This window comes from Bradyrhizobium campsiandrae, assembly GCF_014529705.1.
Taxonomy (GTDB): Bacteria; Pseudomonadota; Alphaproteobacteria; order Rhizobiales; family Xanthobacteraceae; genus Bradyrhizobium; species Bradyrhizobium campsiandrae.
Genome location: NZ_JAANIH010000007.1, coordinates 112,884 through 137,508, shown reverse-complemented (window position 1 = coordinate 137,508; position 24,625 = coordinate 112,884). Strand labels below are relative to the sequence as shown.

Sequence of the window (24,625 nt, the reverse complement as noted above, 5' to 3'; positions counted from 1 at the left end):
AAACAGGGGGAGACGATGATCGCACGATCCATGTGTGGGTTGGTGGCTGCAGCCACCATGCTGTTCGTCACGGGCGCGGGGGCACAGGAGGTGAAGCATTATCGCTTCGCCTATGACCAGCCCCGCAACACCGGCTACTCCATTGCCGGCGACCTCTTTGCCGACAAGCTCAAGGAATTGAGCAAAGGCACCATGATCATCGACCAGTATCCCGGCGCGCAGCTGGGCCAGGAGCCGCAGGTGCTCCAGCTCGTCAAAGCCGGCGACGTCGAATTCTCCATCGTCTCCTCGGCCAACACCGCGACGATCTCGCCGCAGGCCGGCGTGATGTCGCTGCACTATCTGTTCCGCGACGAACAGCATGTGGTGAAAGGCCTCGCCGACCCGAAGGTGTTCGAAGCGCTCAAGGCCATGATCGAGGAGACCACGCAGGGCCTGCATCTCATCGGCACCGGCTCGCAGGGCGTGCGCCACATGTACTCCAAGAGGGAGATCCACAACGTCGCCGACATCAAGGGCCTGAAGGTCCGCGTGCAGGCGACTGCGACCGAAGACACCATGTTCCCGGCCTATGGCGCCCAGACCGTGCACATGCCGTTCGGCAGCGTCTACACCAGCTTGCAGACCGGCGTCGTCGACGTCGCCGAAAACAGCATCAATGTCTACCTCGTCAACAAGCATTACGAGGTGGCGCCGGTGCTGAACATCACCGAGCACGAAGCCAACAATGCGTTGGTGTTCGTCTCCGACAAGCTCTGGCAGAGCCTCTCGGCCGAGCAGAAGGGCTGGGTCCAGGCCGCGGCCAACGAGATCAGCACCAAGGAGCCGGCGAAGGCGTTCGACCTCGAGCGCAGCGCCGCCGAGAAGCTGAAGAAGATGGGCGTCAAGGTGGTCGACGACGTCGACAAGAAGAGCTTTACGGCGATTGCCGACCCCTATCTCGACAAGCTCGCCAAGGAGCTCGGCCCGCACGCCGAGAAGATCAAGGATCTGATCCGGGCGATCAATTAGGCTGCGTGCGTCGCTCTCTCCGCGCGTCGTCCCGGCGAAAGCCGGGACCCATACTCCGCGGCGGAGCTTGGGGCACGATGGCTGTCAGCTTGCTTTCATCATAACGGCCTGGGGCTATGGGTCCCGGCCTTCGCCGGGACGACAAGGGAATTGAATGTCGATTTCCGACAAACTGGTCCTCCACCGCCAACGCCACCTCAAATGGCGCTGGCTCGACTGGCTCGAGCTCGCGCTGATGATCCTCTGCGGCCTGCTGTGCTTCGGCTTCTCGCTGTCGGTCACCGCCGACATCGTCACCCGCACCATCGGCCATCCCTGGCTGTGGCTGCAGGAAGTCACCTCGACGCTGTTCATCTACGCGATCTTCATCGGGACCGCGGTCGCGACGCGCCGCAACGACCACCTCTATCTGACCGCGATCTCCGAGGCGATGCACGGCACGCCGCGGCTCATCGTCGAAGTCATCATCCGCCTCATCGTGCTCGGCGTCGCGTTCTGCCTGATCTGGTACGGCTATCAGAACTATCTGCGCGGCTTCGGCAGCTTCCGCCTGCCGTCGGGCACGCCGATCGCCTCGCTTTATGCGATCATTCCGCTCTCCGGCCTCCTGGTTGGCCTGTTCACGATCGAGCAGCTCGTCAACGGCCTGCGCAACGGCTTCGATCATCCGGAGCCGCTGGATGAAGATGCCGCACCCGTCGCGACCGAAGCGCAAATGAGGGCGCAGCCGTGAGCGCACCCATTGTTCTTGCGTTGATGTCGATCTGCTTCCTGTCGTTCGGCTATCTCGGCGTGCCCGTGCCGTTCTCGCTGATGGCCGGCGTGTTCATCGGCGCCATCCTCTCCGACGTGTCGCTTGCCGCGATCATCCAGAAGATTTTTGACGGCGTCGATTCCGAGGCCTTGCTGGCGATCCCGTTCTTCCTCCTGGTCGGCGAGCTCATGAGCTCGGCCAATGTGGTGGTGCGAATAGCCAATCTCTCGGTGTCGCTGGTCGGGCATATCAGGGGCGGGCTGTCGCAGGTCGTGGTCGTCTTCAGCATGTTCTTCTCGGAAATGTCGGGCTCGACCACCGCCGACGTCGCCGTGATGAGCCGGGCGCTCGGCGGCCCGATGAAGCGGGAGGGCTACGAGCCCGCCTTTATCGCCGCGATCATTGCCTCCGCCTCGACCATCGCGGCGCTGGTGCCGCCGAGCATCACGGCCGTCGTTTATGGCGCGGTCGGCAACGTCTCGATCGCCGGCCTGTTCATGGCAGGCGTGGTCCCCGGCCTGATGATCGGCTTCGGTCTGATGATCTACTGCTATTTCTTCGGCCCGTCCGGCCTGCGCAAGCCGCGTGCGCCGTTGCGGCAGATCGTGTTCGCGGCCGGCGATGCAGCGCTGCCGCTGATGATCCCGGTGATTCTGCTAGGGGGCATCCTGACCGGCTGGTTCACGCCGACGGAGGCCGGCGTCGTCGCCGTGGTCTGGATCATCCTGGTCGTGATACCCGCGCTCAACCGCGGCCATTTCCGGAAGATCCCGTACGATTTCTGCCTTGCGGGCCTGATCTTCTCGCTGCCGCTGATCACCATCGGCGCCGCCAACGCCTTCGGCTGGATGCTCGCTTACTTGCGTGGCGCCAGCTACATCGCCGACATGATCACCTCGATCGCCGGCCACGATCCGCATCTGATCATGCTGCTGATGGTGCTGCTGTTCACCGTGGTCGGCGATTTCATCGAGCCGGTGCCGACCATCATCATCTTCATGCCGCTGGTCAACACGCTGACGGAAGCCGGTGACATCAACGGCGTCCACATGGGCGTGGTCCTGATCGCGACGCTCGCCTTCGGCCTGATCACGCCGCCCTATGGCCTGGTGCTGTTGATGGCCTCGAAATTCGTCGGCATCAGCTTCGCCAAGGCACTGCGTGCGGCGCTGCCGATCTATGTCGTGTTCTTCGCCACCATCGCGTTCGCGATCTATTTCCCCAGCGTCGTGCTGTGGCTGCCGCGACATGTGCTGCCTGAGTCGGTCGGCTGCTTCAAATCGCCGGCGGGGACGGGTTACATCTGTCCGCAGTAGCGAGCAGCTCCACGCGCCATTGCACGGCGTCGCAGACATAGCGGAACGGCGTGCCGTGGCTGTTCTTGAAATAGCTGCCGGATAGCGCCTTCGCCATGCCCTGCATCACCGCGTCATGGCAGACGAACAGGAAGTGGTCATCGGGATGCCGGTCCAGCCACGCGGCGACGCAGGCCAGCGACCGCTCGGTCATGGCGTCCCAGCTCTCGCCGTCAGCGGGAAGAATCGAGACGAGGCCGGTCGCCGATGTGACGCTGTGCTTGATCATGAGGTCGCGGATCGGCAGGCCCTCGAGGCTGCCGAAGTCGAACTCGATGATGCCGTCGTCGATCGCAAGCGGCACCGAGATCGCTTCCGCGATGATCTCGGCCGTTCGCGCCGCGCGCACCAGGGGACTTGCGACGATGCGGCTGATGCCGGCGCCACGCAACAGGACTGCGGCCTCGCGCGCCTGCTTGAGACCGTCCTCGTTAAGCGGGTTGTCGGTCCGGCCCTGGAAAAGGCCTTGCCGGTTCCAGTCGGTGGCACCGTGCCGCAGACCGCAGAACGAGCGCGATGGCGCCTGCATGCTCACTTGGCCTTGCTCGTGAACTTCTTCACGGCGGTGCGGAACTCCTCCGTGTTCATGGCCATGATGATCTTGTGCTCCTCGGCATCGAGCTGCTGCTTCACCGGCGTCGTCGCGGCCGCATAGACCAGCTGTTTGGTGCCGGCGATGGCCGCCGGCGGGTTCTGCGCCAGCCGCTCGGCAAGCTGCCGCGTCGCCGCTTTCAGCTCGGTTGCGGGAACGGTCTTCGCCACGAGCCCCCATGCATGGGCCTGCTGCGCGGTGAAGTTGTCCTCGGCGAGAAAAATCTGCAACGCCCGGCGCGAGCCGACCGTGCCGACGATGCCGACTGTGCTGCCGCCATCCGGCGACACGCCGATCTTGGCATAGGCCGGCGTGAATTTGGCGTCATCAGCGGCGATGCAGAGATCGGTGACGAAGGCGAGGCCCATACCGGCGCCGGCGGCGGAGCCGTGCACGCTCGACAGCGAGATCTTCGGCATGCGCCTGAGGATCTCGATGAAGGCGTGATAGTGCTTGAGCAGTTCCCCGACGACAGGTGTCACCGTGCCCGCCTCGGCCGCAGCGCCGATCGTCTGCAGATCGCCGCCGGCCGAGAAGGCGCGGCCTTCGCCCTCGATCACCACAACCTTGATGGCGTCATCGCCTTCGATGTAGGCCGCGAGCTGCTCCAGCTTTTGTGCGATGGCGAGGTTGACCGAGTTGAACGCGGCGGGGCGGTTGAGCGTGATGGTGGCGATCGCACCTTCGATCCGTAGCAGCGCGGGATCGTCGGGCTTTGAGACGGGTGCTGGCATCGGAAAAATCCCCGGCTGGAGAGGTTAGCTACTGCAACTAAATCGCAGAAGGCGGGGGGACACAATCCCCGGCCGGCGGTGCCCTTCAGGCGCCCCTTGCGCAGCGCGGAACGATAGGCTCATATGGGGCCGCCTTCGCCAAAGGGACGGACACGAGCGCCGGCTCCTCGCTAGGCTAGCCAAGCCATCTTTACGGAGAGGGAACGACATGGGTCACGCTCGTGTCTTGCAGAAATGGGCTGTCCAATGACCGACGGACCGGTGATCATCGTCGGGGCCGGCCACGGCGGCTACCAGGTCGCTGCGTCGCTGAGGCAGGCGGGTTATGCGAATCGCATCTGCCTGATCAATGACGAGGCGCATCTGCCCTATCAGCGGCCGCCGCTGTCCAAGGCCTATATCAAGGGCTCGGCCGGACCTGACAGCCTGATGTTCCGCCCCGAAAAATTCTACCAGGACCAGAACATCGAGCTGATCTCGGGGCGCGCCGTGTCGATCGACCGCGCCGCGCGAAAGGTGCTGCTCGCATCTAGCGAGACGCTGCCTTATGGCCATCTCGTGCTGGCAACGGGCGCGCGCAACCGGCTGCTGGATCTGCCCAATGCCAACCTGCCCGACGTGAAATATCTGCGCATCCTCGACGACAGCGAGTCGCTCAGGCAAATCATGCCGACGAAGAAACGCGCCGTCATCATCGGCGCCGGCTTCATCGGCCTCGAATTCGCCTCCACCGCGCGGATCAAGGGCCTCGAGGTCGACGTGCTCGAGCTCGCCCCGCGCGTGATGGCGCGCGCGGTGACGGCGGAGGTCTCGGAATATTTTCAAGAACGGCATCGCGAGGCCGGCATCCGTATTCACCTCGGCGTGCAGGCAACGTCGATCGAAGCCGAGGGCGGCAAGGTCACCGGCGTCAGTCTCAGCGACGGCCGGCATCTGCCCGCCGACCTCGTCGTGGTCGGCGTCGGCGTGCTGCCGAACATCGAGCTTGCAGCCGAGGCGGGGCTGCCCGTCGCCGCCGGCATCATCGTCGATGAATATCTCGCGACGGCAGATCCGAACATTTCAGCGATCGGCGATTGCGCGCTGTTCGCGAGCCCGCGCTTCGGCGGCTCGCTGCGGCTGGAATCGGTGCAGAACGCCACCGATCACGCCCGCTGCCTGGCCGCGCGGCTGACCGGCGACAAGAAGCCCTATGACAGCCATCCCTGGTTCTGGAGCGACCAGGGCGAGGACAAGCTCCAGATATCAGGCCTCACCACCGGCTATGACCGTGTCGTGCTGCGCGGCGATCCCGCCAAGAAGGCGTTCTCCGCATTCTGCTATCACGGCGACAGGCTGCTCGGCATCGAATCGATCAATCGCGCCGGCGATCACATGTTTGGCCGCCGCCTGCAGGCGATGGACCGCTCGATCACGCCAGAGCAGGCCGCCGACGAAAGTTTTGACCTGAAGAGCGCGCTGGCGTGATCAGCCGGCGCTGAGTACCGCTGTTACCTCTGCTGCCGTCGGCATCGATGGCCCGGCCCCCATGCGCTGTACGCTGATCGAGGCGGCGGCGTTGGCGAAGGCGAGGGCTGCGCGCAACGCCACGCCATCGGCCAGTTGCGAGGCGAGTGCGCCGACGAAGCAGTCGCCGGCGCCCGTGGTGTCGACCGCCTTCACCGCGCGGCCGGGTACCGCAAATTCCTCGTTGCCAGCGAGCGCGAGCACGCCGCGTTTGCCGAGCGTGATGCAGATGGTCTGATCCGCGCGCACCTGAAGCTGTCGGGCGACCGCGATGATCTTGACGGCCTCGTCGTCATCGGAGAGCCCGGTTCCCGCGAGGAAGCCGAGCTCGGTCTCGTTCAGCACGAGGATGTCGACCAGCGCGAGCAGCTCAGCGGGCATCTGTTGCGCCGGCGCCGGGTTGAGCAGCGTCGCCGCTCCGGCGCTCCGGGCGCGCTGGAAGAACGCGGCGATGGTCTGCAGCGGGATCTCGAACTGGCTGACCGCGACGTCGCCTTTGGCCAAGGGAACCGCCGCAACATCCTCCGCGCCCACCTGCGCATTGCTGCCGGGAATGACGACGATGGTGTTGTCGGACGCCGCAACCGTGATGATCGCGGTGCCGCTATGGGTGTCGGCCTCGCGAACCGAGCCGAGATCGATGCCTTGCGCGCCGAGGAACGTCCGCAGCTCGGCCCCGAACGCATCCTTGCCGAGCCGCCCGATCAGCGTCGTCTTCGCGCCGAGCCTCGACGCCGCGACGGCCTGATTCGCGCCCTTGCCGCCCGGAAAATACAGTACTTCGCGGCCCGCGACGGTCTCGCCGACCTTGGGATGGCGATCGGCCGTCGCCACCACGTCCATGTTGATGCTGCCGGCGACGAAGACGCGCCCCATGACATGTCGCCCTTGCAAATTCCTAAACGCGAACTTCGAACTCGTGCCTGACCTTGGCGATGTCCACGAGGGTCGGCAGGCCGGCCTCGTTGCCAAGCCGCTGGATCTTGAAGGTCGAGGCGGCGCGCGCGAAGTCGAAATGCTCGCGCCAGCTTTTGCCGGGATGGGCGAGATACGAATAGACATAGGCGCCGTGGAAGACGTCGCCGGCGCCATTGGTGTCGATCACGCGCTCGCGGGGGATCGGCATCGCCGGCATCACCTGCACCGTTCCGGTCTCGTCGTACCAGAACAGGCCCTTCTCGCCCATGGTGACGCCGCCGATCTTGCAGCCGCGGCTCTTGAGGTAGTCGAGCATCTTCTCGGGCGTCAGGTCCATCTGCTCGCATAGCCGCTCGGCGACGATCGCGACGTCGATGAACTCCAGGAGCTCATGCGTGTTTGTGCGCAGGCCGCCGCCGTCCAGCGAGGTCAAAATGCCCGCCTCGCGGCAGACTTTGGCGTAATGGATCGCGGCGTCGGGCTGGTGGCCGTCGACATGCAGCGCGCGGCAATTGCCGAGATTGAGGATCGGGAACGGATGGATGTGGGAATCGTCGCGGCAGCGGACGATGGCGCGCTTGCCGTCCTTGGGCATGATGAAGGAGAGCGAGGACTGGTTCACCTTCCGCGCATGCAGCGAGATCGCGTATTTCGCGCACATGTCCTGGAACATGCGCCCCAGCCAGTCATTGGCCGCGGTGGCGATCAGATCGGGCACGATGCCGAGCTTGGCGCAGCAGAACGCCGCCGTCACCGCGTTGCCGCCGAACGAAACCGCGTAATCCGAGGCCACGTGCTTCTCGTCGCCGGTCGGCATGTGGTCGGTGATGAAGACGACGTCGATATAGGTCTGTCCGATAAAGAGAGCCTGCATTGGTTGTCCGTGATGCGCTGGGTGGTCCCGGCCGGCGACTTACCTTAGCACCGCTTCGGCGAGAGCCAAAAATATTCCAACGCCAAAATATTCGCAAAGTCATGGCGATAGGCGCTTGAGCTCGGCCGGGGGGCGGAATACGACCGTGGCGGGGCCGCGTCGCCCCGGGCCGAGCCGGTGACCCGACAGGACCACGAGGGCTTGTCACGGGCGTTCGGTTCCGGCTCCGTCGGAAGGGAGGGAACATGATCACCGGCCTCGATCACGTCGTCGTCCTGGTCAGGGATATCGGTGCGGCCAGGGCGGCCTATCAGACGCTGCTCGCGCGCGCCCCGGCCTGGCAGAATTCCGGCGAGGGCGCCGATCGCGTGCTGTTCACCCTCGACAACATGACGATCGAATTGATGGCGCCGAGCGGCTTCACCGCGACCGCAGACCGGATGCGCGCGCTGCTCGACGACCATGAGGGCGTGCTTGCCAGCCTGTGCTTTCGGGTCGCGGACATCGGCAAGATGCACCGGCGGCTGGACCGGGTGGCTCTGAAGCCGGATCCCGTCGCCGAGGTCGAGAGCAGCGACGAACTGGCGGGCGCGGTCCTGCACTGGAAGCGCACGCGGGCCGCGACCGAGCTGACGCGCGGCGTGCGCATGTTCTTCCTCGAGCTTGCCGAGGAGCGGCCGAAGTCGGTTGCGACAGATGTCGCACCGGTCGACGGTCTCGATCACGTCGTGATCACCACGGAGGATTCCGATCGCGCCGCCGCCCTCTACGGCGCGCGGCTCGGGCTCGATCTCGCGCTCGACCGCTCGCACCATGATTGGGGCCAGCTGATGTTCTTCCGCTGCGGCGATCTCATCGTCGAAGTGGTGCGGCGCCCCGTGGCGGGCGGGGATTCCCAGCATGACCGGCTCTGGGGGCTGAGCTGGCGCGTCGCCGACATCGACGCCACCCGCACCCGCCTGATCGCGGCGGGCCTCGACGTCTCCGAAGTCCGCAACGGCCGCAAGCCCGGCACGCGCATCACGACCGTGCGCAGCGGCACCTGCGGCATCCAGACCGTGCTCTTGGAGCGCTCGCCGAAACCGCCGGAGTGAGGGCGGCGCTCGTTCCGCTCGAAGACTCCCGTAGGGTGGGCAAAACGAAGCGTGCCCACGCTGTGCCTATTCGATGCGAAGACGTGGGCACGGCGCAAGTGCGCCTTTGCCCACCCTACGAAACTGCGTCCTGGGCACGAGATCGTTCTCAAACGTTCGCCCGCATGATAAGTCGATCTGGACCACCACCCAGCGAGCACCCGGTTTGGCCAAGGCAACCGCAAAGCGAACTCTGAAATGGCAGCGCGATCCCGAAGGGATGCGGCTGCGCATTCTCGAGGCGGCCAAGCAGGAGTTTTCCGCTCACGGGCTCGCCGGCGCGCGGGTCGATCGCATCGCTGCCAAGGCCGGCGCCAACAAGCGCATGCTGTACTACCATGTCGGCAACAAGGACGAGCTTTATCTGGCGGTGCTCGAAGGCGCCTATGACAAGATCCGCAGCGAGGAGCGGGGGCTCGATCTCGAACATCTCGATCCGCCCGAGGCCATCAAGCGGCTGATCGAATTCACCTGGGGCTACTTCCTGCGCAACCCCGAATTCTTGTCGCTGCTCCAGACCGAGAACCTCGCCCGCGCCAAGCATTTGAAGCGCTCGACCAAGGTCAAGTCGATGCATTCGCCCTTCGTCGAGATGATCCGCACCGTGGTGCGGCGCGGCGTCGAGAGCGGCGATTTCCAGGTCGCGGTCGATCCGGTCCAGCTCTACATCTCGATCGCGGCGCTCAGCTTCTTCTATCTCTCCAACTCGGCGACGCTCAGCGTGATCTTCGGCCGCGACCTGCTGGACAAGAAAGCCAAGGACGAGCGCCTCGCGCACATGTCCGGCCTCGTGCTCGCCGCGCTGACGGGCCGGTCGGCCGCGTTGTTTGAGGTCGCCAAGGCGCCGAAGCCGCGTAGCGCGGTGGCGCAGACCGTTTAAGGCAGGCTCTTTCTTCATCGTCATCCCGGCGAAGGCCGGGACCCATACCGCGTGATCTATCGATCGTGTGCGGTGCTAATCCCGAGCGCCCCGTCTTCGCCAAACTTTTCCCTGGGGTTATGGGTCCCGGCCCCCGTGCGCAATTGCGCACTAGGCCGGGACGACACTGAGTATGCGGAACCCCTGCCACAAAACCCAAAGCGCCCCCTAGACAGTATTTATCCAACGGGTTAATTTCTCCCCATAACGAAGAAGACTGCCGGGAGTGAAAATTGGCCGAGCCGAAGCCGCAGGGTGCATTGTCCAAGCTGCTGAATGCGGCCTGGGTTCGGCCGTTCTTGTTCCTCGTTTTCATCGTCGTCGCCTGGGATCTCGCGATCCGGCTGTTCAGGATCCCGGCCTATCAGATCCCGTCACCGGCTGACGTGGTTGCGGTGCTGCGCAGCGACTGGCCGGAACTGCTGCGCCAGAGTTGGCCGACCACCTATGCGACCGTCTGCGGCTTCGTGCTGTCGGCGCTGTTCGGCATCCCCGTCGCGATGCTGATCGCGGGCTCCAAGACGGTGGAGAGCTACGTCTATCCGCTGCTGGTGTTCTCGCAATCCGTACCGAAGATCGCGATCGCGCCGCTGTTCGTGGTCTGGTTCGGCTTCGGCATCGTCCCGAAGGTGATCTCGGCGTTCCTGCTCGGCTTCTTCCCCGTCGTCGTCTCGGCCGTGCAGGGCTTCAAGTCGGTCGACCCTGATATGGTTGATCTTGCCCGCGCCATGCAGGGCAGCCGCTTCCAGGTGTTTTGCGCGGTGAACCTGCCGCATGCGTTGCCGGCGATCTTCTCCGGCCTCAAGGTCTCGGTGACGCTGGCCGTGGTCGGCGCCGTCGTCGGCGAGTTCGTCGGCTCCAACTCCGGCATCGGCTATGTGATGCAGCGCTCGATCGGCACGTTCGACCTGCCGACCATGTTCGCCGCCCTGGTGATCCTCGCGCTGCTTGGCGTCATCCTGTTCTGGATCGTCGACCGCATCGAGAAGCTGATTATCCCCTGGCATGTCAGCCAGCGCGAAGAGGTGATCTTCGCTTCCTGAAATCAAGCAACGGCCACCAACGGCCGGAACATAACGACGAGGGAGAGTGACGATGAAGCGGTGGATTGGGGCTGCAGCTGCGGCGCTGATGGCGTTTGCAGTTTCGCCGGCGCAGGCGGCCGACAAGGTCGTGTTGATGCTGAACTGGTACGTCTATGGCGAGCATGCGCCGTTCTATTACGGCAAGGCCAAGGGCATTTACGCGGCCGAAGGCATCGACCTCGAAATCCAGGAGGGGCGCGGCTCGGCGGCGACCACGCAGGCCGTCGCTGCCAAGACCGCCGATTTCGGCTATGTCGATGTGCCCACCATGATGCGCGCCGCGATCAAGGGCGCGCCCGTGATCGCGACCGGCGTACTGCTCCAGACCTCGCCGATGTCCGCGATGGGCTTTGCCGACAAGAACATCAGGAAGCCTGAAGACATCAAGGGTAGGACGGTCGCGATCACGCCGGCCGATTCCATGACGCAGATCTGGCCGCTGTTCCTGAAGAAGACCGGCCTGAAGGAAAGCGACTTCCAGACCGTTGCCGGCGACGGCCAGACCAAGCTCAACGCCGTCATCAACGGTCAGGCTGATCTCTTGCTCGGCTACGTCATGGACCAGTCGATGAAGATCAAGGACGCGACCGGCAAGGACGTGTTTCCGATCAAGTTCGCCGACTACGGCATCAACATGGTCTCGTCAGGCATCATCGCCAACACCGACTATGTGAAGGCTAATGCCGACCTCGTCCGCCGCTTCATGTCGGCGACGACCAAGGCGGTCGAAGCTGCCGAGAAGGAACCGAAGGCAGCCGCGCAGTCGATCCTCGATGCCAATCCCAAGGGCGGCAAGATCGACACGCTGACGCAGGGTTTTGAGCTGACCATCCCGCTGTACCGGACCGCCGAGACCAGGAGCAAGCGGCCGTTCCAGGTCACCGACCAGAACATGACCGACAGCGTCAACCTGATGGTCGAATATGGCGGGCTCGATGCCAAGGCCAAGGAAAACCCGAAGGCGTTCTACACCAACGACTACTTGCCGAAGAGTGGCACGTGAGCGCTTTCGTCATTGCGAGCGAAGCAATCCAGGCTGCCACTGCGCAAAGACTCTGGCTTGCTTCGTCGCAAGGGCTCCTCGCAATGACGGCGGTGACAGCTTTGTTCGATTGGATGTAACTGAATGATTCCTAAGAAGGCCAGTCCAGCGGAACAGCCGGCCGCGCATTTGCGCCTGGTGTCGGACCGGGTCGGCGACGCGTCAGGCATCAAGCTATCGGGCGTGTCCAAGACCTACCGCACGCGCGACGGCGACGTGCCTTCGCTGCGGCCGCTCGATTTCCATATCAACGATGGCGAGTTCTTCGTCGTGGTCGGCCCGTCCGGCTGCGGCAAGTCCACGCTGCTCAAGCTGATCTCCGGCCTGCTGCCGCCGACCACGGGCGAGGTGCTGGTCGAGGGCGAGAAGGTGACGGCGCCGCACGGCAATGTCGGCATCGTGTTCCAGAACGCGTTGCTGCTGCCCTGGCGCAACATCCTCGGCAACGTCATGCTGCCGATCGACATGAAGCGGCTGGGGCGCGACGAATATCTCGTCCGCGCCAAGGCGCTGCTCAAGCTGGTCGGGCTCGAAGGCTTCGAGAAGAAGCTGCCCTGGCAGCTCTCCGGCGGCATGCAGCAGCGCGCCTCGATCTGCCGCGCACTGGTGCACGACCCCAGGATCATGCTGATGGACGAGCCGTTCGGCGCGCTCGACGCGCTGACACGCGAACGCATGAATGTCGAGCTGATGCGGATCCAGCGTGAAACCAGGAAGACGGTGCTGCTGATCACGCATTCGATTCCGGAAGCCGTGTTCCTCGCCGACCGTGTGCTGGTGATGACCGAGCGGCCCGGTGCGATCGCCGCGATCTACGACATCCCGCTGCCGCGCCCGCGCTCGCTCGACGTGATGGCGGATCCTGTGTTTACGGAGCTGGTGCAGCGCATCCGCAAGCATTTCTTTTCGCAGGGGACGTTGGACTAGGACGATGGGAGTAACTCTAGCTTTCAGAGCGTCATGGCCGGGCTTGTCCCGGCCGTCCACGCCTTGCTCCATGCGACAAAGAACGTGGATGCCCGGGACAAGCCCGGGCATGACGACATCCCTAGGACACGGTCCGTGCGCCTGAAGCTGCGAGATATCGCCTTCTTCGAACGTCCCGTCCAGTTCGCGCGGCCGTTCCGCTTTGGCGCGATCACGCTTCACGCGACGCCGCAATTGTTCGTGCGGGTCGAGATCGAGGTCGAGGGCAAGACTACAAACAAGGGCACTGCGGTCGGCGCCAGCGCCGAGCTGCTGGTGCCGAAATGGTTCGACAAGCGGCCGGAGCTGTCGCCGGCGCAGACGGTCGATGGCCTGCGCCGTTCTCTGGAAATAGCTCGCGGGCTATACTTGGCGCGGACCGAATTCCAGACGGCGTTTGATCTGCATGCCTCCTGCATCGGCGCGCAGATCGCGACCTGTGCGAAGAAGAACATCCCACCGCTTGCTGCGGCCTATGGTCCGGCCGAGATCGACAAGGCGATCCTCGATGCGCTGCTGCGGGCGGTCGAGGCCAGTTTCTTCGACGGAATGGCCGCGAACATTGCCGGTGTCGACGCGCGGCTTTCGCCCGATCTGAAAGATGCGGATCTCGCAGCGTTTCTCTCTGGACGCAAGCCGCTGCCGCGCGTCGCGGTCAGGCATACCGTTGGACTCGATGATAGGGTCGAAGGTGCGGGCGGCGTTGCTGATGCCCGACAGAACGCAGGCGCGAATTATTTCAAGCTGAAGCTGGGGGGCGATCCGTCGGTCGATGCTGAGCGGCTGGCGCGCATCGGCAAGGCGCTTGATAGGCTCGGGCGCGACACCAAGGTGACGCTCGATGCCAACGAGCAGTACGCGGATCTTGCCGCGCTTCAGGCGCTCATCGACCGGCTTGATCGTGATCCCGCGCTGCGCTCGATCTCGTCGAGATTGCTCTACATCGAACAACCGATGCCACGTGATATCACCAGGCAATCGCCGCTCGGCTCGCTCGCCGCGCGCGGCCTCATCATCGACGAGGCCGACGATTCCTACGACGCATTTCCCGCGGCAAGGGCGCTCGGCTATCACGGCATTTCATCGAAATCCTGCAAGGGGCTCTACAAGTCTATCGTCAACGCGACGCGCGCGGCAAAATGGAGCGGGAGGGGCGAGACATTCTTCGTCACCGGCGAGGATCTCACCTGTCAGGCTGGCCTTGCCGTGCAGCAGGACCTTGCGCTGGGCGCCTTCATCGGAGTCATTCACGCCGAGCGCAACGGCCATCACTATGTCGACGGCTTTGGCGAGACGCCTCTCGCAGAAGCGCAGGCCTTTGCCGCCGCGCATCCCGATCTCTATGCCGACGCCGGGCACGGCATCCGGCTTTCCATTCACGAGGGCGATCTCCTGACGGGATCGCTTCATTGTGCGGGCTTTGCGACACAGGTCCATCCGGACTGGTCGGCGCTCCGCCCGCTCGAACAGCCAACATCACTTCAGGAGTATCTGGCATGACTACGCAACGCCTCGGCCTCATCATGAACGGCGTCACCGGCCGCATGGGGCTCAACCAGCATCTGATCCGCTCGATCGTCGCGATCCGCGACCAGGGCGGCGTTCGCCTGAAGAACGGCGATCGCGTGATGCCAGATCCGATCCTGGTCGGCCGCAGCGCCGACAAGATCGAGGCGCTCGCCAAGCGCTACAACATCGCGCGCTGGACCACCGATCTCGACGCCGCGCTCGCGGACACAAACGACACCATGTTCTTCGACGCCGCGACCACGCAGGCCCGCCCCGGCCTGCTGACCCAGGCCATCAATGCCGGCAAGCACGTCTATTGCGAGAAGCCGATCGCGACGAACTTTGAAGAGGCGCTGGAAGTCGTGAAGCTCGCCAATGCCAGGGGTGTCAAGCACGGCACCGTGCAGGACAAGCTGTTTTTGCCAGGGTTGAAGAAGATCGCCTTCCTGCGCGACAGCGGCTTCTTCGGCCGCATCCTCTCGGTGCGCGGCGAGTTCGGCTATTGGGTGTTCGAGGGCGGCTGGCAGGAGGCGCAGCGGCCGTCCTGGAACTACCGCAGCGAGGACGGCGGCGGCATCATCCTCGACATGGTCTGTCACTGGCGCTACGTGCTCGACAACCTGTTTGGTAACGTTAGAAGCGTGGTCTGCATCGGCAACACCGACATCCCCGAGCGCTTCGACGAGCAGGGCAAGAATTACAAGGCAACCGCGGATGATTCCGCCTATGCCACCTTCCAGCTCGAAGGCGGCGTCATCGCCCACATCAACATGTCCTGGGTCACGCGCGTCTATCGCGACGATCTCGTCACCTTCCAGGTCGACGGCACCCATGGCTCGGCAGTCGCGGGCCTCACCGACTGCATGATCCAGGCGCGGCAGGCAACGCCTCGGCCGGTGTGGAATCCCGACGAGAAGCGGCTGCACGATTTCTACGGCGACTGGCAGAAGCTGCCCGACAACGTCACCTACGACAACGGCTTCAAGGAGCAATGGGAGATGTTCATCCGCCACGTCTACGAGGATGCGCCCTACAAGTTCACGCTGCTCGAAGGCGCCAAGGGCGTTCAGCTCGCCGAATGCGCGCTGAAGAGCTGGAAGGAACGGCGCTGGATCGACGTCGCCCCGATCAAGGTGTGACAATCCAATGCTAGTGATTTCGTCATTGCGAGCGCAGCGAAGCAATCCAGAGTCTTTCCGCAGAGGCAGTCTGGATTGCTTCGCTGCGCTCGCAATGACGGGGAGAGGTTCGAAGCCATGAATAAACCCGTCCAACCCATGTCATCCCTGTCGCTGAAACTGCCCAAGGCCGATCGCTCGATCGAGACCTATCGGCTCGCTGCCTCGCGCACGTTCCCCGCCAAGCTCGAGGGGCCGCTGAACCGGATCGCCTTCTCGGCGGTGCATACGGTTGTCGATCCCTTCGCCGATAACGATCCCTGGCTGTCGGTCGCCGTCGACTGGGACAAGACCATCGCCTTCCGCGAGCACGTCTGGGACCTCGGCCTCGGCGTTGCCGAGGCCATGGACACCGCGCAGCGCGGCATGGGCCTGGACTGGCCGACCTCGCTGGAGTTGATCACGCGTTCGGTCGCCGCCGCCAAGCGGCGCAATGCGCTGGTGTTCTCCGGTGCCGGCACCGATCATCTCGCCGTGGAGGACGCCAAAAACCTCGACGACGTGATCCACGCCTATGAGGAGCAGATCTCGGCGGTCGAGAAGGTCGGCGGCCGCATCATCCTGATGGCCTCGCGCGCGCTGGCAAAACTCGGCCGCGGCGCGGACGACTATGCCAAGGTCTACAACCGTGTGCTGTCGCAGGTCCGCGAGCCCGTCATCATCCATTGGCTCGGCGACATGTTCGATCCGGCGCTGGCGGGCTATTGGGGCACCAAGGACCTCGCCAAGGCGATGGACGTCGCGGTGGCCATCATCAACCACAACGCTGCCAAGGTCGATGGCGTCAAGGTCTCGCTGCTCGACAAGCAGCGCGAGATCGACATGCGCCGTCGCCTCGACAGGCGCATCAAGATGTATACCGGCGATGATTTCAACTATGCGGAGTTGATCGCCGGCGACGAACAAGGCTTTTCGCATGCGCTGCTCGGCATCTTCGATGCCATCGCGCCTGCCGCGTCCTACGCGCTGTCGCGTCTTGCGGCCGGCGATGAGGCCGGGTTCCACGACGTGCTGGGGCCGACCGTGCCGCTGTCGCGTCACATCTTCAAGGCGCCGACGCGGTTCTACAAGACCGGCGTGGTGTTCATGGCGTATCTGAACGGCCACCAGGACCATTTCACCATGGTCGGCGGCCAGGAGAGCACGCGCTCGACGTTACATCTGGCCGAGCTGTTCCGTCTCGCCGACAAGGCCGGTCTGCTCGCCGATCCCGAACTCGCGACGCAGCGGATGAAGACCGTGCTCGCCACCCACGGTATCGAACCCTGATGCGTGATTTCTCCACCGGCCATCGCTTGATGTCGCTCAACACGGCGACCGTGCGCAAGCAGGGTGACCTCGTCGAGATCATCGACGCCTGTGCCAGGCACGGCATCCGCGCCATCGACCCCTGGCGCGACCAGGTCGCCGCCGTCGGACTCGACCGTGCGGTGCGCGCCGTGCGCGATGCCGGCCTCGATCTCTCGGGCTATTGCCGCGGTGGCATGTTTCCCTCGGATGCTTCGCGCCGGGGCGAGGTGCGCGACGATAACAGGCGCTGCGTCGACGAAGCCAAGGCGCTGGGTGCGCCCTGCGTCGTCCTCGTCGTCGGCGGCCTGCCGCAATATTCCCGGCCGGGGAGCGAGGCGTCGAAGGACATCGCGGCGGCGCGCGGGCAAGTCGAGGAAGCGCTCGCCGAGATGCTCGACTATGCCAAACAGGCAAGCCTGCCGCTGGCGATCGAACCGCTGCATCCGGCCTATGCCGCCGACCGTGCCTGCGTGAACACGACGAAGCAGGCGCTCGACATCTGCGACCGGCTCGACCCTGATCGCAGCGGCATGCTCGGTGTCGCGCTCGACGTCTATCACATCTGGTGGGACCCGGAGTTGATGACCCAGATCGCGCGCGCCGGCAAGGATCGCCTGCTCGCCTTCCACGTTTGCGACTGGCTTGTGCCGACAAAAGACATCCTCAACGACCGCGGCATGATGGGCGACGGCGTCATCGACATCAAATCGGTGCGCGCCACCGTCGAGGCGCAGGGCTTTGCCGGCTATTCGGAGATCGAGATCTTCTCCAACGACTGGTGGAGCAAACCGATGGACGAGGTGCTGCGCACCTGCATCGCGCGGCACAAGACGGTGGTTTAGCCCTAAAAGAGCAGTGAATTCTCCTAGTGAATGATCTGCTGGAGAAAGCCCTTTGCTCGCTCGGTGCGCGGTGCGCGAAAGAACGTTTCGGGATCGGCTTCCTCGACGATGGTCCCGCGATCCATAAAGACCACGCGGTCGGCGACTTCGCGGGCAAAGCCCATTTCGTGCGTGACGCAGATCATCGTCATGCCGTCTCGCGCAAGTCCCATCATGGTGTCGAGCACCTCCTTGACCATCTCCGGATCGAGCGCCGAGGTCGGCTCATCGAACAGCATGACCTTGGGCTGCATGCAGAGGGCACGCGCGATGGCGACGCGCTGCTGCTGTCCGCCGGAGAGCTGCCCGGGATACTTGTCTGCCTGATCGTGGATGCGCACCCGGCGAAGAACACCCATCGCGCGCTCACGCGCCTCCTTGCGAGATAGTCCGCGCACCTTTATCGGGGCGAGCATGCAGTTCTCGACAATCGAGAGATGCGGGAACAGATTGAAGCTCTGGAATACCATCCCGACCTCGCGGCGAACGCTGTTGATGTCGGTCATCCGGTCCGTCAGCTCGACACCGGTCACGACGATCCGGCCGCTATCATGCCTTTCGATGTGGTTGATGCAGCGGATCAGCGTTGATTTGCCGGATCCTGATGGACCGCAAAGGACAATCTTCTCGCCGGCGGCGACGGTCAGATTGACATCGTTAAGGGCGGTGAATTGGCCAAACCGCTTCACCAGCTTTTCCACGGCGACAATGGCCGACGACCGGCTCGGCACGTTCACGGCAGTCTGCTGCAGCATCTAGGTCTCCCAAGGGCTTCGACTATCGGCGTGTTCCAGCCATCGCATAGCGTTTACGCAGCGAGGCGACCCATTGCGAGGCCGCCGAGCTGATGCCGAGATAGACCAGGGCAACCACGACATACATCTCGACCAGGCGCCCATTGAGCTGCGCGAGCTTCGAGGCCGCACCAAGCAAGTCGGTCAGCGACAGCACGTAGACCAGCGAGGTGTCCTGGAACAGGATGATGGTCTGGCTCAGGATGATCGGGCTCGCCACACGGAGCACCTGGGGCAGGATCACGCAGCGGTAGGTATGGAAGGTGGAAAGCGCGAGCGCCTGGCAAGCCTCGAACTGTCCGCGGTTCACCGCGCGCAATCCGACTCGGATGATCTCGGAATAATAGGCCGCCTCGAACAGGCCGAAGGTGATGAAGGCCGTCCAATTGGCGCCGATCGGAACCGGACGGCCGGTGCCGCTGAGATGACCGAGCACGATGGGCACCAGAAAGAAGAACCAGAACAGGACGAGGATCAGCGGGATTGAGCGGATCAAGGCGATGTAGGCGCGTACCAGTCTACCGGCGACGGGCACCTCGAAGTGCTGGACGAGCGCGAACAGAGTTCCGAGGATCATGCCGATGAGGAAAGCCGCAGCCGTTAGCGCGAGCGAGAACACCAATCCCAACCACAGATAAGGCCAGGCCTGGACGACGATCGAGAAATCGAGACTGTTCATTTCATGACCTCAATGGCGTCGGGCAGGGTACCCACTTGCTCGAGATCGTCCTTTAGGCTCGGCTCGATCGCACCCTTCGCCGGCGTGGTGCCCGGTATCCGCACGGCCTTGTCGATGGCGGCCATCACCTGGTAGGCGATCAGCGCGAGCGCGAGATAGATAAGCGTCGCGGCGCCAAAGGCCGTAAACGTCTGGAACGTAGCTTCGCTGATCTGCCGCGCTTGTGCGGTCAGCTCCAAGAGACCGATCGTCAGGGCGACCGACGTGTTCTTGTAGATGCCCATGACCTCGCTGGTCAGGCTCGGCACGATCAGGCGCAGCGCCTGCGGCACGATGATGAAGCGGTAGGTCTGATAGGGCGTGAGCCCAAGCGCTTGTGCGGCCTCGGATTGCCCTGTCGGGAGGGCCTCGATCCCCGCACGAACCTGCTCGGCGACGCGTGAGGCCGTGTACAGACCCAGACACACGAGCGCCGGAAAGAACGATCCCCAGGGCGGTGGTATCTGCTTGACGGCATTGCCGAGCGAGGTGGGCAGGACCTCCGGCAGCACGAAGTACCAGAGGAACATCTGCACCAGCACCGGGATGTTGCGGAAGATCTCCACATACAGCCGTGCCAGCACCGCGACGATCGGGTTGTGGACGGTCCTGGAGATGCCAACCACGAGGCCGACCGCGAAAGCGATCCACCAGCCGAAGAACGCCAGCGCCAGCGTCCAGCCGAGGCCCGACAGCAGCCAGTCGATGTAACGCTGGCCGTCTGCTGTCTGCTCAAATAGCACTCCGAACATCGCGAACCTCGGGCTTCAGCTGCGAGGGAGGATCAATGTGCGAGAACGTCTCCGCTATCGCGGCCGATCAATCGACGGCGTCACTGGGATGGGCGATCCGATCCATGAGTTCGTCGGTGAGTGGGAATGCGAGGTTCTCACCCTTGGGCGGAATCGGCCTCGTGAACCATTTCGTGTAGGTCTTCTCGAACTGGCCCGAGGCCATCTGCTTGGAGAGGACATCGTCGACGAGCGCCTTGAAGCCGGCATCGCCCTTCGTGAACATCAGCCCATAGTAGACCTTGGCATAGCCGTCCGGAAGGAAGATCAGCGCGTCTGGATTTGGCGCCGCGGCCTTGAGGCCTGCAAGGAGGATGTCGTCCTCCATGAAGGCGGCTGCGCGGCCGGTGTTCAGCATCAGGAAGGATTCCGCATGATCCTTGGCCTGGACGATGTTGAGGCCGAGTTGCTGCTTCGCATTTGCCGCTTGCGCGAAGCCGATGGCGTTGGAGCCCTGCGTGACGACGATGGTCTTGCCCTTCAAGTCGCTGGCAGTCTTCACGCCGCTGTCGGCCTTGACCAGCCAGCGCGGCTGGCTGACGAAGGTCGTGACGGAAAACGACACCTGTTCCTGCCGCTTCTTGTCGTTCGCCGTGCCGCCGCATTCGATATCGACCGTGCCGCTTTGAATGAGTGGAATCCGGTTGGACGAGTTCACCGGTGTGTAGTTGACCGCGAGATTGGGCAGGTTGAGTTCCGTCTTGATGCGCTCGACGATTGCCGCGCAGAGATCCAGCGAGAAGCCGATCGGCTTTTGATCCGGACCGAGATACGAGAATGGAATGGAGGCTTCGCGGTGGCCGATGGTGATGGCGCCGCTCGACTTGATCTTGGAAAGCGTCGGGCTGTCGGCTGCGATCGATGGCCCGGCAAGAGCGCCAGTGGCCATGAGGCCGGACAGGACACCGAGGACACGCGCAAGCTTCGTCATGTGCAATCTCCTTCTGTTAAGCGGCCCTGTGCGACGGCTTCACGCCGCGCCGGCGGATGACGTCGATCAGCCGATCGACGTCTGCGAACGTGTTGAACATGCCGAACGACACGCGAATGCCATCGCGCTCCGGCGAGACCCGGATATTGTTCTCTTCGAAATGGCCGAGCCATTCGGCCGCGGGCAGCGCGATGACATAGATGTGCGGCGCGCGGTACCGCCTCTCGCGCGGCCCGACCAGGCGAATATCGAGCATGTCGAGCTGGCCAATCAGATGATCGCCGAGATCGAAGCAGTGATTCTGGATGTTCTGCACGCCGATGGCGTTGATCATGTCGAGCGAGGCGCCGAGCGCCTGAATGGCCGGAAGATTGAAGTTGCCGAGCTCGAAACGGCGCGCGCTCGCGGCGAGTTTGAGCTTGTCCGGGCGGGCGATGAGATCCGACGGGATCTCGGCAAGACTCGCAGCGGCGAGGTAGGCGGGCTTGAGTTCGGTCCTGGCCTTGTCCCAATAGAGCAGGCCGAGTCCCTGCGGCACCAGCAATCCCTTGTGGCTACCCGATCCAATGACGGTTGCGCCCATCGCCTTGGCATCGATCGGCACGACACCAATGGCCTGCATCACGTCGACGATGAAATAGAGATTCTTCTCTCGGCAAAGGGCGCCAATGCTCTCGACATCGAAGCGGTGGCCGGCGTGGAACGTCACCAGCGACATCGAGATCGCACGCGTGTTTGCATCGATATGGGGGCGAATGGTCTCGGCGTTGACGATGGCAGTCATCGGCACGAACTCGACCGTCACGCCCCTCCGCTGCAGATTTAGGAACGCATACGCATTGTTCGGATGATCGCCGTGGAGCATCAGGACTTTGTCGCCGGCGCGCAGAGGCAGCGCATTCGCGGCGATATTCATGCTCTCCGAGGTGTTCTTGGTGAAGGCGATCTCATCGGCGGACGCGCCCAGAAACTGAGCGACTTTCGCGCGGATTGCTTCGACGCGATCAAGCCAGACGTTTTTCGGCCCGGCCGTCTCCAGGCCTTCGCGGAGGAAGCGGTCGATCGCCGCCTTGACGGGAAGGGCGAGCGGCGTCTGGAAGCCGGAGTCGAGATAGGTGATCCGCTCGGCAGCCGGGAATTCCTTCCGCACGGCGTCAACGTCGTAATGACCTGACACTTCACCCTCCTGTTCAGCGAGCCGGCGGCCCCTCACGTGGTGCACAAAATTTATTCACTTGCCGTCAACGCCAACGCTATGGGCATTTCGTTCCGCAATCCAGAAGATTTGTCGAATTACGATACCATTCATTCCGAAAAATGATAATAATAGCGCGCGACGAGCAAAGGACACGGCATGACGGACGCGAAGACCGAGCTAAGGAGTGACGGACCACTCGATCGTGCCTTTGCGATTGTTGGCTATGTCGCGGGGCAGACCAAGGCCGTCTCGGTTGCTGAGATCGCCAGTGCGTTAGCGCTGCCGCTGCCGACCGCGCACCGGCTGGTCGGAAACCTCGAGGAGCGCGGACTTGTTCAGAAGGCCCTCGGTACGAAGCGCTATGTGGTCGGCAATCAGCTCGTCACGTTGTCTGCGAAAGTCATCGGCGCGGCTTTCCGCACCGCCCGTCGGCATGCCGTGCTGCGCGGGGTTGCCGCCGAGATCGGGGAGCAGTGCGAGATCGGCGTGGTGCGCGACAACACGGTGGCATATGTCGACAGCGTGCGCGTATCGCAGCAGCAAGGTCTCCAATTCAATCCCGGTGAGGCGGCGCCACTGCACTGCACGTCCACCGGCAAAATTTACATGAGCCGATTACCGGAACGAGTGCGTGAGAAGTTGTGCCGCGCACTCGCTCTAACCCGATATACCGAAACAACGATCGTGGACGTCGAGAGCCTGCTGAAGGTCCTCGAGGAGACACGCAAACGGAGTTGGGCCAAGACCAACGAGGAGTATGTGAGAGGGGTCGTTGGCTGCGCCGTCCCTATTCTCTCTCCGGATCGTGAACTGATCGCATGCCTGGGCGTCTCCGTCCCTGTAGCGCGGGTGAGCTTCGCCCAATTGGACGGGTTCATAGGCCCGCTGCAGAAAGCCGCAGCGCTCTTGTCGGAAACGATCCTCCAGGCTGATGACGAGGGGGGCGAGCTGTGAGCGTCGTCTGCTTATGGCCCATGCGTGGTTGCGCCTCGGTGCGGAATTCAATCGCTACCAGGGCGTAACGGGGATTAGGAGAACCTACTGCCATTGGCCGCCGCCGCGCCGCAATCCTCCCACGCAAGCCGTCTCACGAGAAATCCTGCGTCAGGGTCGCGGCGAAGCGCTCCAGCGCCCAGTCGACCTGGTCACTGGTGATCACCAGCGGCGGGGCGATGCGGATGGTGTGCTCATGGGTGTCCTTGGCGAGGATGCCCTCGGCCTGGAGCGCCTCGCAGTAGCGGCGGGCGCGGCCGGCTTCGGGATGCAGCTCGACCGCCAGCATCAAGCCGCGCCCGCGCACCTCGCGGATGGTGTTGGCGCGGATGTCTTTCAGGCCTTCCAAAAAGCGCGCGCCCTGCTTGGCCGCGTTCTCGATCATGCCTTCCTCGACCAGCACGCGCATGGCGGCGCGCGCCACCGCGCAGGCCAGCGGGTTGCCGCCGAAGGTCGAGCCGTGCTGCCCGGGCCTGAAGGTGCCGAGCACTTCATTGTTCGAGAGCACGGCCGACACCGGATAGAAGCCGCCGGACAAGGCCTTGCCGAGCAGCGTCACGTCTGCCTCGATGCCCTCATGCTGCTCGGCCAGCAGCTTGCCGGTGCGGCCGAGCCCGGTCTGGATCTCGTCGAGCACCAGCATCACGTTGTTGGCGGTGCAGAGCTGGCGCACCTCAGTGAAATAGCCTGAAGGGGGAATGATGACGCCGGCCTCGCCCTGGATCGGCTCGACCAGGAAGGCGACGGTGTTTGGCGTGATCGCGGCTGCGAGGGCAGCCGCGTCGCCGAACGGGATGATCTTGAAGCCCGGCGCGAACGGTCCGAAGTGCTTGCGGGTCTCGGGGTCGGTCGAAAAGCCGACGATGCCCAATGTGCGTCCGTGGAAATTGTCGGCGCAGACGATGATCTCGGCCTGGCCATCAGGGACGCCCTTCACCTCATAGCCCCATTTGCGCACCGACTTGATCGCGCTTTCGACCGCCTCGGCGCCGCTGTTCATCGGCAGCACCTTGTGGGAGCCGGTCAGTGCCGCGATCTCTTCGTAGAATGGAGCGAGCTGATCGTTGTGGAAGGCGCGCGAGGTGAGGGTCAGCCGGTGGGCCTGCTCCAGCATCGCCGCCAGGATCTTGGGGTGGCAGTGGCCCTGGCTGACCGCGGAATAGGCGGAGAGGCAATCGAGATAGCGGTTGCCTTCGGTATCCCAGACCCAGACACCTTCGCCGCGCGACAGGACGACCCCGATCGGTTCGTAATTGTGGGTGCCAAGGCGCCGTTCCGTCGCGAGGAAATCAATGACCGAAGAGCCCATCTTCGTCACTCCATGGCTGCGCGCCGGCGTGGACCGACTGCGCCGGCCGCGCTCAACTTGATGTGGATATCAGCCTGTCTGCCCGGAAGTCTTCGGACGGGCGATATTCGTCGACTTGCCAAACGGTTCTGCGGAGCCACAGGG

24 protein-coding genes are annotated in these 24,625 nt (G+C 63.8%); 14 read left to right on the top strand and 10 right to left on the bottom strand.

Annotation, left to right across the window (positions count from 1 at the left end; translation table 11 throughout):
- Positions 1 to 15: 15 nt before the first annotated feature.
- The 3 genes from G8O24_RS07410 (at position 16) to G8O24_RS07400 (ending at position 3,081) form a co-directional block, all read left to right on the top strand.
- Complete coding sequence (locus G8O24_RS07410; protein ID WP_188097929.1) at positions 16 to 1,011, top strand: TRAP transporter substrate-binding protein; 996 nt, start codon at positions 16 to 18, stop codon at positions 1,009 to 1,011.
- Between the two features lie 154 nt (positions 1,012 to 1,165).
- Entirely contained in the window at positions 1,166 to 1,744 is a 579-nt protein-coding gene (locus tag G8O24_RS07405) for a TRAP transporter small permease (protein ID WP_188097928.1), read from the top strand.
- Positions 1,741 to 3,081: a TRAP transporter large permease gene (locus tag G8O24_RS07400; protein WP_188097926.1), complete on the top strand. Its 1,341-nt coding sequence runs from the start codon at positions 1,741 to 1,743 to the stop codon at positions 3,079 to 3,081. The genes G8O24_RS07405 and G8O24_RS07400 overlap by 4 nt, the downstream gene beginning before the upstream one ends.
- Here G8O24_RS07400 and G8O24_RS07395 read toward each other — a convergent pair.
- On the bottom strand, positions 3,041 to 3,649 hold the full coding sequence (locus G8O24_RS07395; RefSeq protein ID WP_188097924.1) for a histidine phosphatase family protein: 609 nt from the start codon (positions 3,647 to 3,649) through the stop codon (positions 3,041 to 3,043). The genes G8O24_RS07400 and G8O24_RS07395 overlap by 41 nt on opposite strands.
- A gap of 2 nt (positions 3,650 to 3,651) precedes the next feature.
- A complete protein-coding gene (locus G8O24_RS07390; RefSeq protein ID WP_188097923.1) occupies positions 3,652 to 4,446 on the bottom strand; it encodes an enoyl-CoA hydratase/isomerase family protein in 795 nt (264 codons plus the stop codon).
- 246 nt (positions 4,447 to 4,692) lie between these two features.
- On the opposite strand from G8O24_RS07390, the gene G8O24_RS07385 reads away from it, so the two are divergent.
- Entirely contained in the window at positions 4,693 to 5,913 is a 1,221-nt protein-coding gene (locus G8O24_RS07385) for an NAD(P)/FAD-dependent oxidoreductase (RefSeq protein ID WP_188097921.1), read from the top strand.
- Here G8O24_RS07385 and rbsK read toward each other — a convergent pair whose 3' ends face one another.
- Positions 5,914 to 6,828 carry a ribokinase gene (gene rbsK, locus G8O24_RS07380; RefSeq protein WP_188097919.1) on the bottom strand — a complete coding sequence of 305 codons (915 nt, stop codon included), beginning with the start codon at positions 6,826 to 6,828 and terminating at the stop codon, positions 5,914 to 5,916. It abuts the gene before it with no gap.
- Between the two features lie 22 nt (positions 6,829 to 6,850).
- Positions 6,851 to 7,744 carry a sugar kinase gene (locus G8O24_RS07375; protein WP_188097917.1) on the bottom strand — a complete coding sequence of 298 codons (894 nt, stop codon included), beginning with the start codon at positions 7,742 to 7,744 and terminating at the stop codon, positions 6,851 to 6,853.
- A gap of 245 nt (positions 7,745 to 7,989) precedes the next feature.
- On the opposite strand from G8O24_RS07375, the gene G8O24_RS07370 reads away from it, so the two are divergent.
- From G8O24_RS07370 to G8O24_RS07330, 9 genes are all read left to right on the top strand, one after another.
- Positions 7,990 to 8,838 (top strand): VOC family protein, encoded by an 849-nt coding sequence (locus tag G8O24_RS07370; protein ID WP_188097915.1) that lies wholly within the window; start codon positions 7,990 to 7,992, stop codon positions 8,836 to 8,838.
- Positions 8,839 to 9,097: 259 nt separating this feature from the next.
- Positions 9,098 to 9,757: a TetR family transcriptional regulator gene (locus G8O24_RS07365; protein ID WP_188098027.1), complete on the top strand. Its 660-nt coding sequence runs from the start codon at positions 9,098 to 9,100 to the stop codon at positions 9,755 to 9,757.
- A gap of 272 nt (positions 9,758 to 10,029) precedes the next feature.
- On the top strand, positions 10,030 to 10,839 hold the full coding sequence (locus G8O24_RS07360; RefSeq protein WP_188097913.1) for an ABC transporter permease: 810 nt from the start codon (positions 10,030 to 10,032) through the stop codon (positions 10,837 to 10,839).
- A 52-nt stretch (positions 10,840 to 10,891) separates the two neighbouring features.
- A complete protein-coding gene (locus G8O24_RS07355) occupies positions 10,892 to 11,884 on the top strand; it encodes an ABC transporter substrate-binding protein (protein WP_188097911.1) in 993 nt (330 codons plus the stop codon).
- 123 nt (positions 11,885 to 12,007) lie between these two features.
- Positions 12,008 to 12,850 carry an ABC transporter ATP-binding protein gene (locus G8O24_RS07350; RefSeq protein WP_188097909.1) on the top strand — a complete coding sequence of 281 codons (843 nt, stop codon included), beginning with the start codon at positions 12,008 to 12,010 and terminating at the stop codon, positions 12,848 to 12,850.
- A 33-nt stretch (positions 12,851 to 12,883) separates the two neighbouring features.
- On the top strand, positions 12,884 to 14,389 hold the full coding sequence (locus G8O24_RS07345) for an enolase-like domain-containing protein (RefSeq protein ID WP_244645771.1): 1,506 nt from the start codon (positions 12,884 to 12,886) through the stop codon (positions 14,387 to 14,389).
- Positions 14,386 to 15,537: a Gfo/Idh/MocA family protein gene (locus G8O24_RS07340; RefSeq protein WP_188097907.1), complete on the top strand. Its 1,152-nt coding sequence runs from the start codon at positions 14,386 to 14,388 to the stop codon at positions 15,535 to 15,537. Before G8O24_RS07345 ends, G8O24_RS07340 begins: the two co-directional genes overlap by 4 nt.
- A gap of 117 nt (positions 15,538 to 15,654) precedes the next feature.
- Positions 15,655 to 16,845 carry a dihydrodipicolinate synthase family protein gene (locus G8O24_RS07335; RefSeq protein ID WP_188097905.1) on the top strand — a complete coding sequence of 397 codons (1,191 nt, stop codon included), beginning with the start codon at positions 15,655 to 15,657 and terminating at the stop codon, positions 16,843 to 16,845.
- A complete protein-coding gene (locus tag G8O24_RS07330) occupies positions 16,845 to 17,708 on the top strand; it encodes a sugar phosphate isomerase/epimerase family protein (protein ID WP_188097904.1) in 864 nt (287 codons plus the stop codon). The genes G8O24_RS07335 and G8O24_RS07330 overlap by 1 nt, the downstream gene beginning before the upstream one ends.
- A 23-nt stretch (positions 17,709 to 17,731) precedes the next feature.
- Here the strand turns inward: G8O24_RS07330 and G8O24_RS07325 are convergent, their stop codons facing one another.
- The 5 genes from G8O24_RS07325 to G8O24_RS07305 form a co-directional block, all read right to left on the bottom strand.
- Positions 17,732 to 18,502, bottom strand: coding sequence for an amino acid ABC transporter ATP-binding protein (locus tag G8O24_RS07325; RefSeq protein ID WP_188097902.1), 771 nt, complete (start codon positions 18,500 to 18,502; stop codon positions 17,732 to 17,734).
- A gap of 22 nt (positions 18,503 to 18,524) precedes the next feature.
- On the bottom strand, positions 18,525 to 19,220 hold the full coding sequence (locus G8O24_RS07320) for an amino acid ABC transporter permease (RefSeq protein ID WP_188097900.1): 696 nt from the start codon (positions 19,218 to 19,220) through the stop codon (positions 18,525 to 18,527).
- Positions 19,217 to 20,011: an amino acid ABC transporter permease gene (locus G8O24_RS07315; protein WP_188097898.1), complete on the bottom strand. Its 795-nt coding sequence runs from the start codon at positions 20,009 to 20,011 to the stop codon at positions 19,217 to 19,219. The genes G8O24_RS07320 and G8O24_RS07315 overlap by 4 nt, the downstream gene beginning before the upstream one ends.
- 67 nt (positions 20,012 to 20,078) lie before the next feature.
- A complete protein-coding gene (locus G8O24_RS07310; RefSeq protein WP_188097896.1) occupies positions 20,079 to 20,981 on the bottom strand; it encodes an amino acid ABC transporter substrate-binding protein in 903 nt (300 codons plus the stop codon).
- Positions 20,982 to 20,997: 16 nt separating this feature from the next.
- Entirely contained in the window at positions 20,998 to 22,158 is a 1,161-nt protein-coding gene (locus G8O24_RS07305; protein WP_188097894.1) for an aminotransferase class V-fold PLP-dependent enzyme, read from the bottom strand.
- Between the two features lie 177 nt (positions 22,159 to 22,335).
- On the opposite strand from G8O24_RS07305, the gene G8O24_RS07300 reads away from it, so the two are divergent.
- The gene (locus G8O24_RS07300; RefSeq protein ID WP_188097892.1) at positions 22,336 to 23,133 is read left to right on the top strand and encodes an IclR family transcriptional regulator; all 798 of its coding nucleotides are present in this window, start codon (positions 22,336 to 22,338) and stop codon (positions 23,131 to 23,133) included.
- A gap of 133 nt (positions 23,134 to 23,266) precedes the next feature.
- On the opposite strand, the gene rocD is transcribed toward G8O24_RS07300, so the two are convergent.
- Entirely contained in the window at positions 23,267 to 24,481 is a 1,215-nt protein-coding gene (rocD, locus tag G8O24_RS07295) for an ornithine--oxo-acid transaminase (RefSeq protein WP_188097889.1), read from the bottom strand.
- Positions 24,482 to 24,625 lie beyond the last annotated feature (144 nt).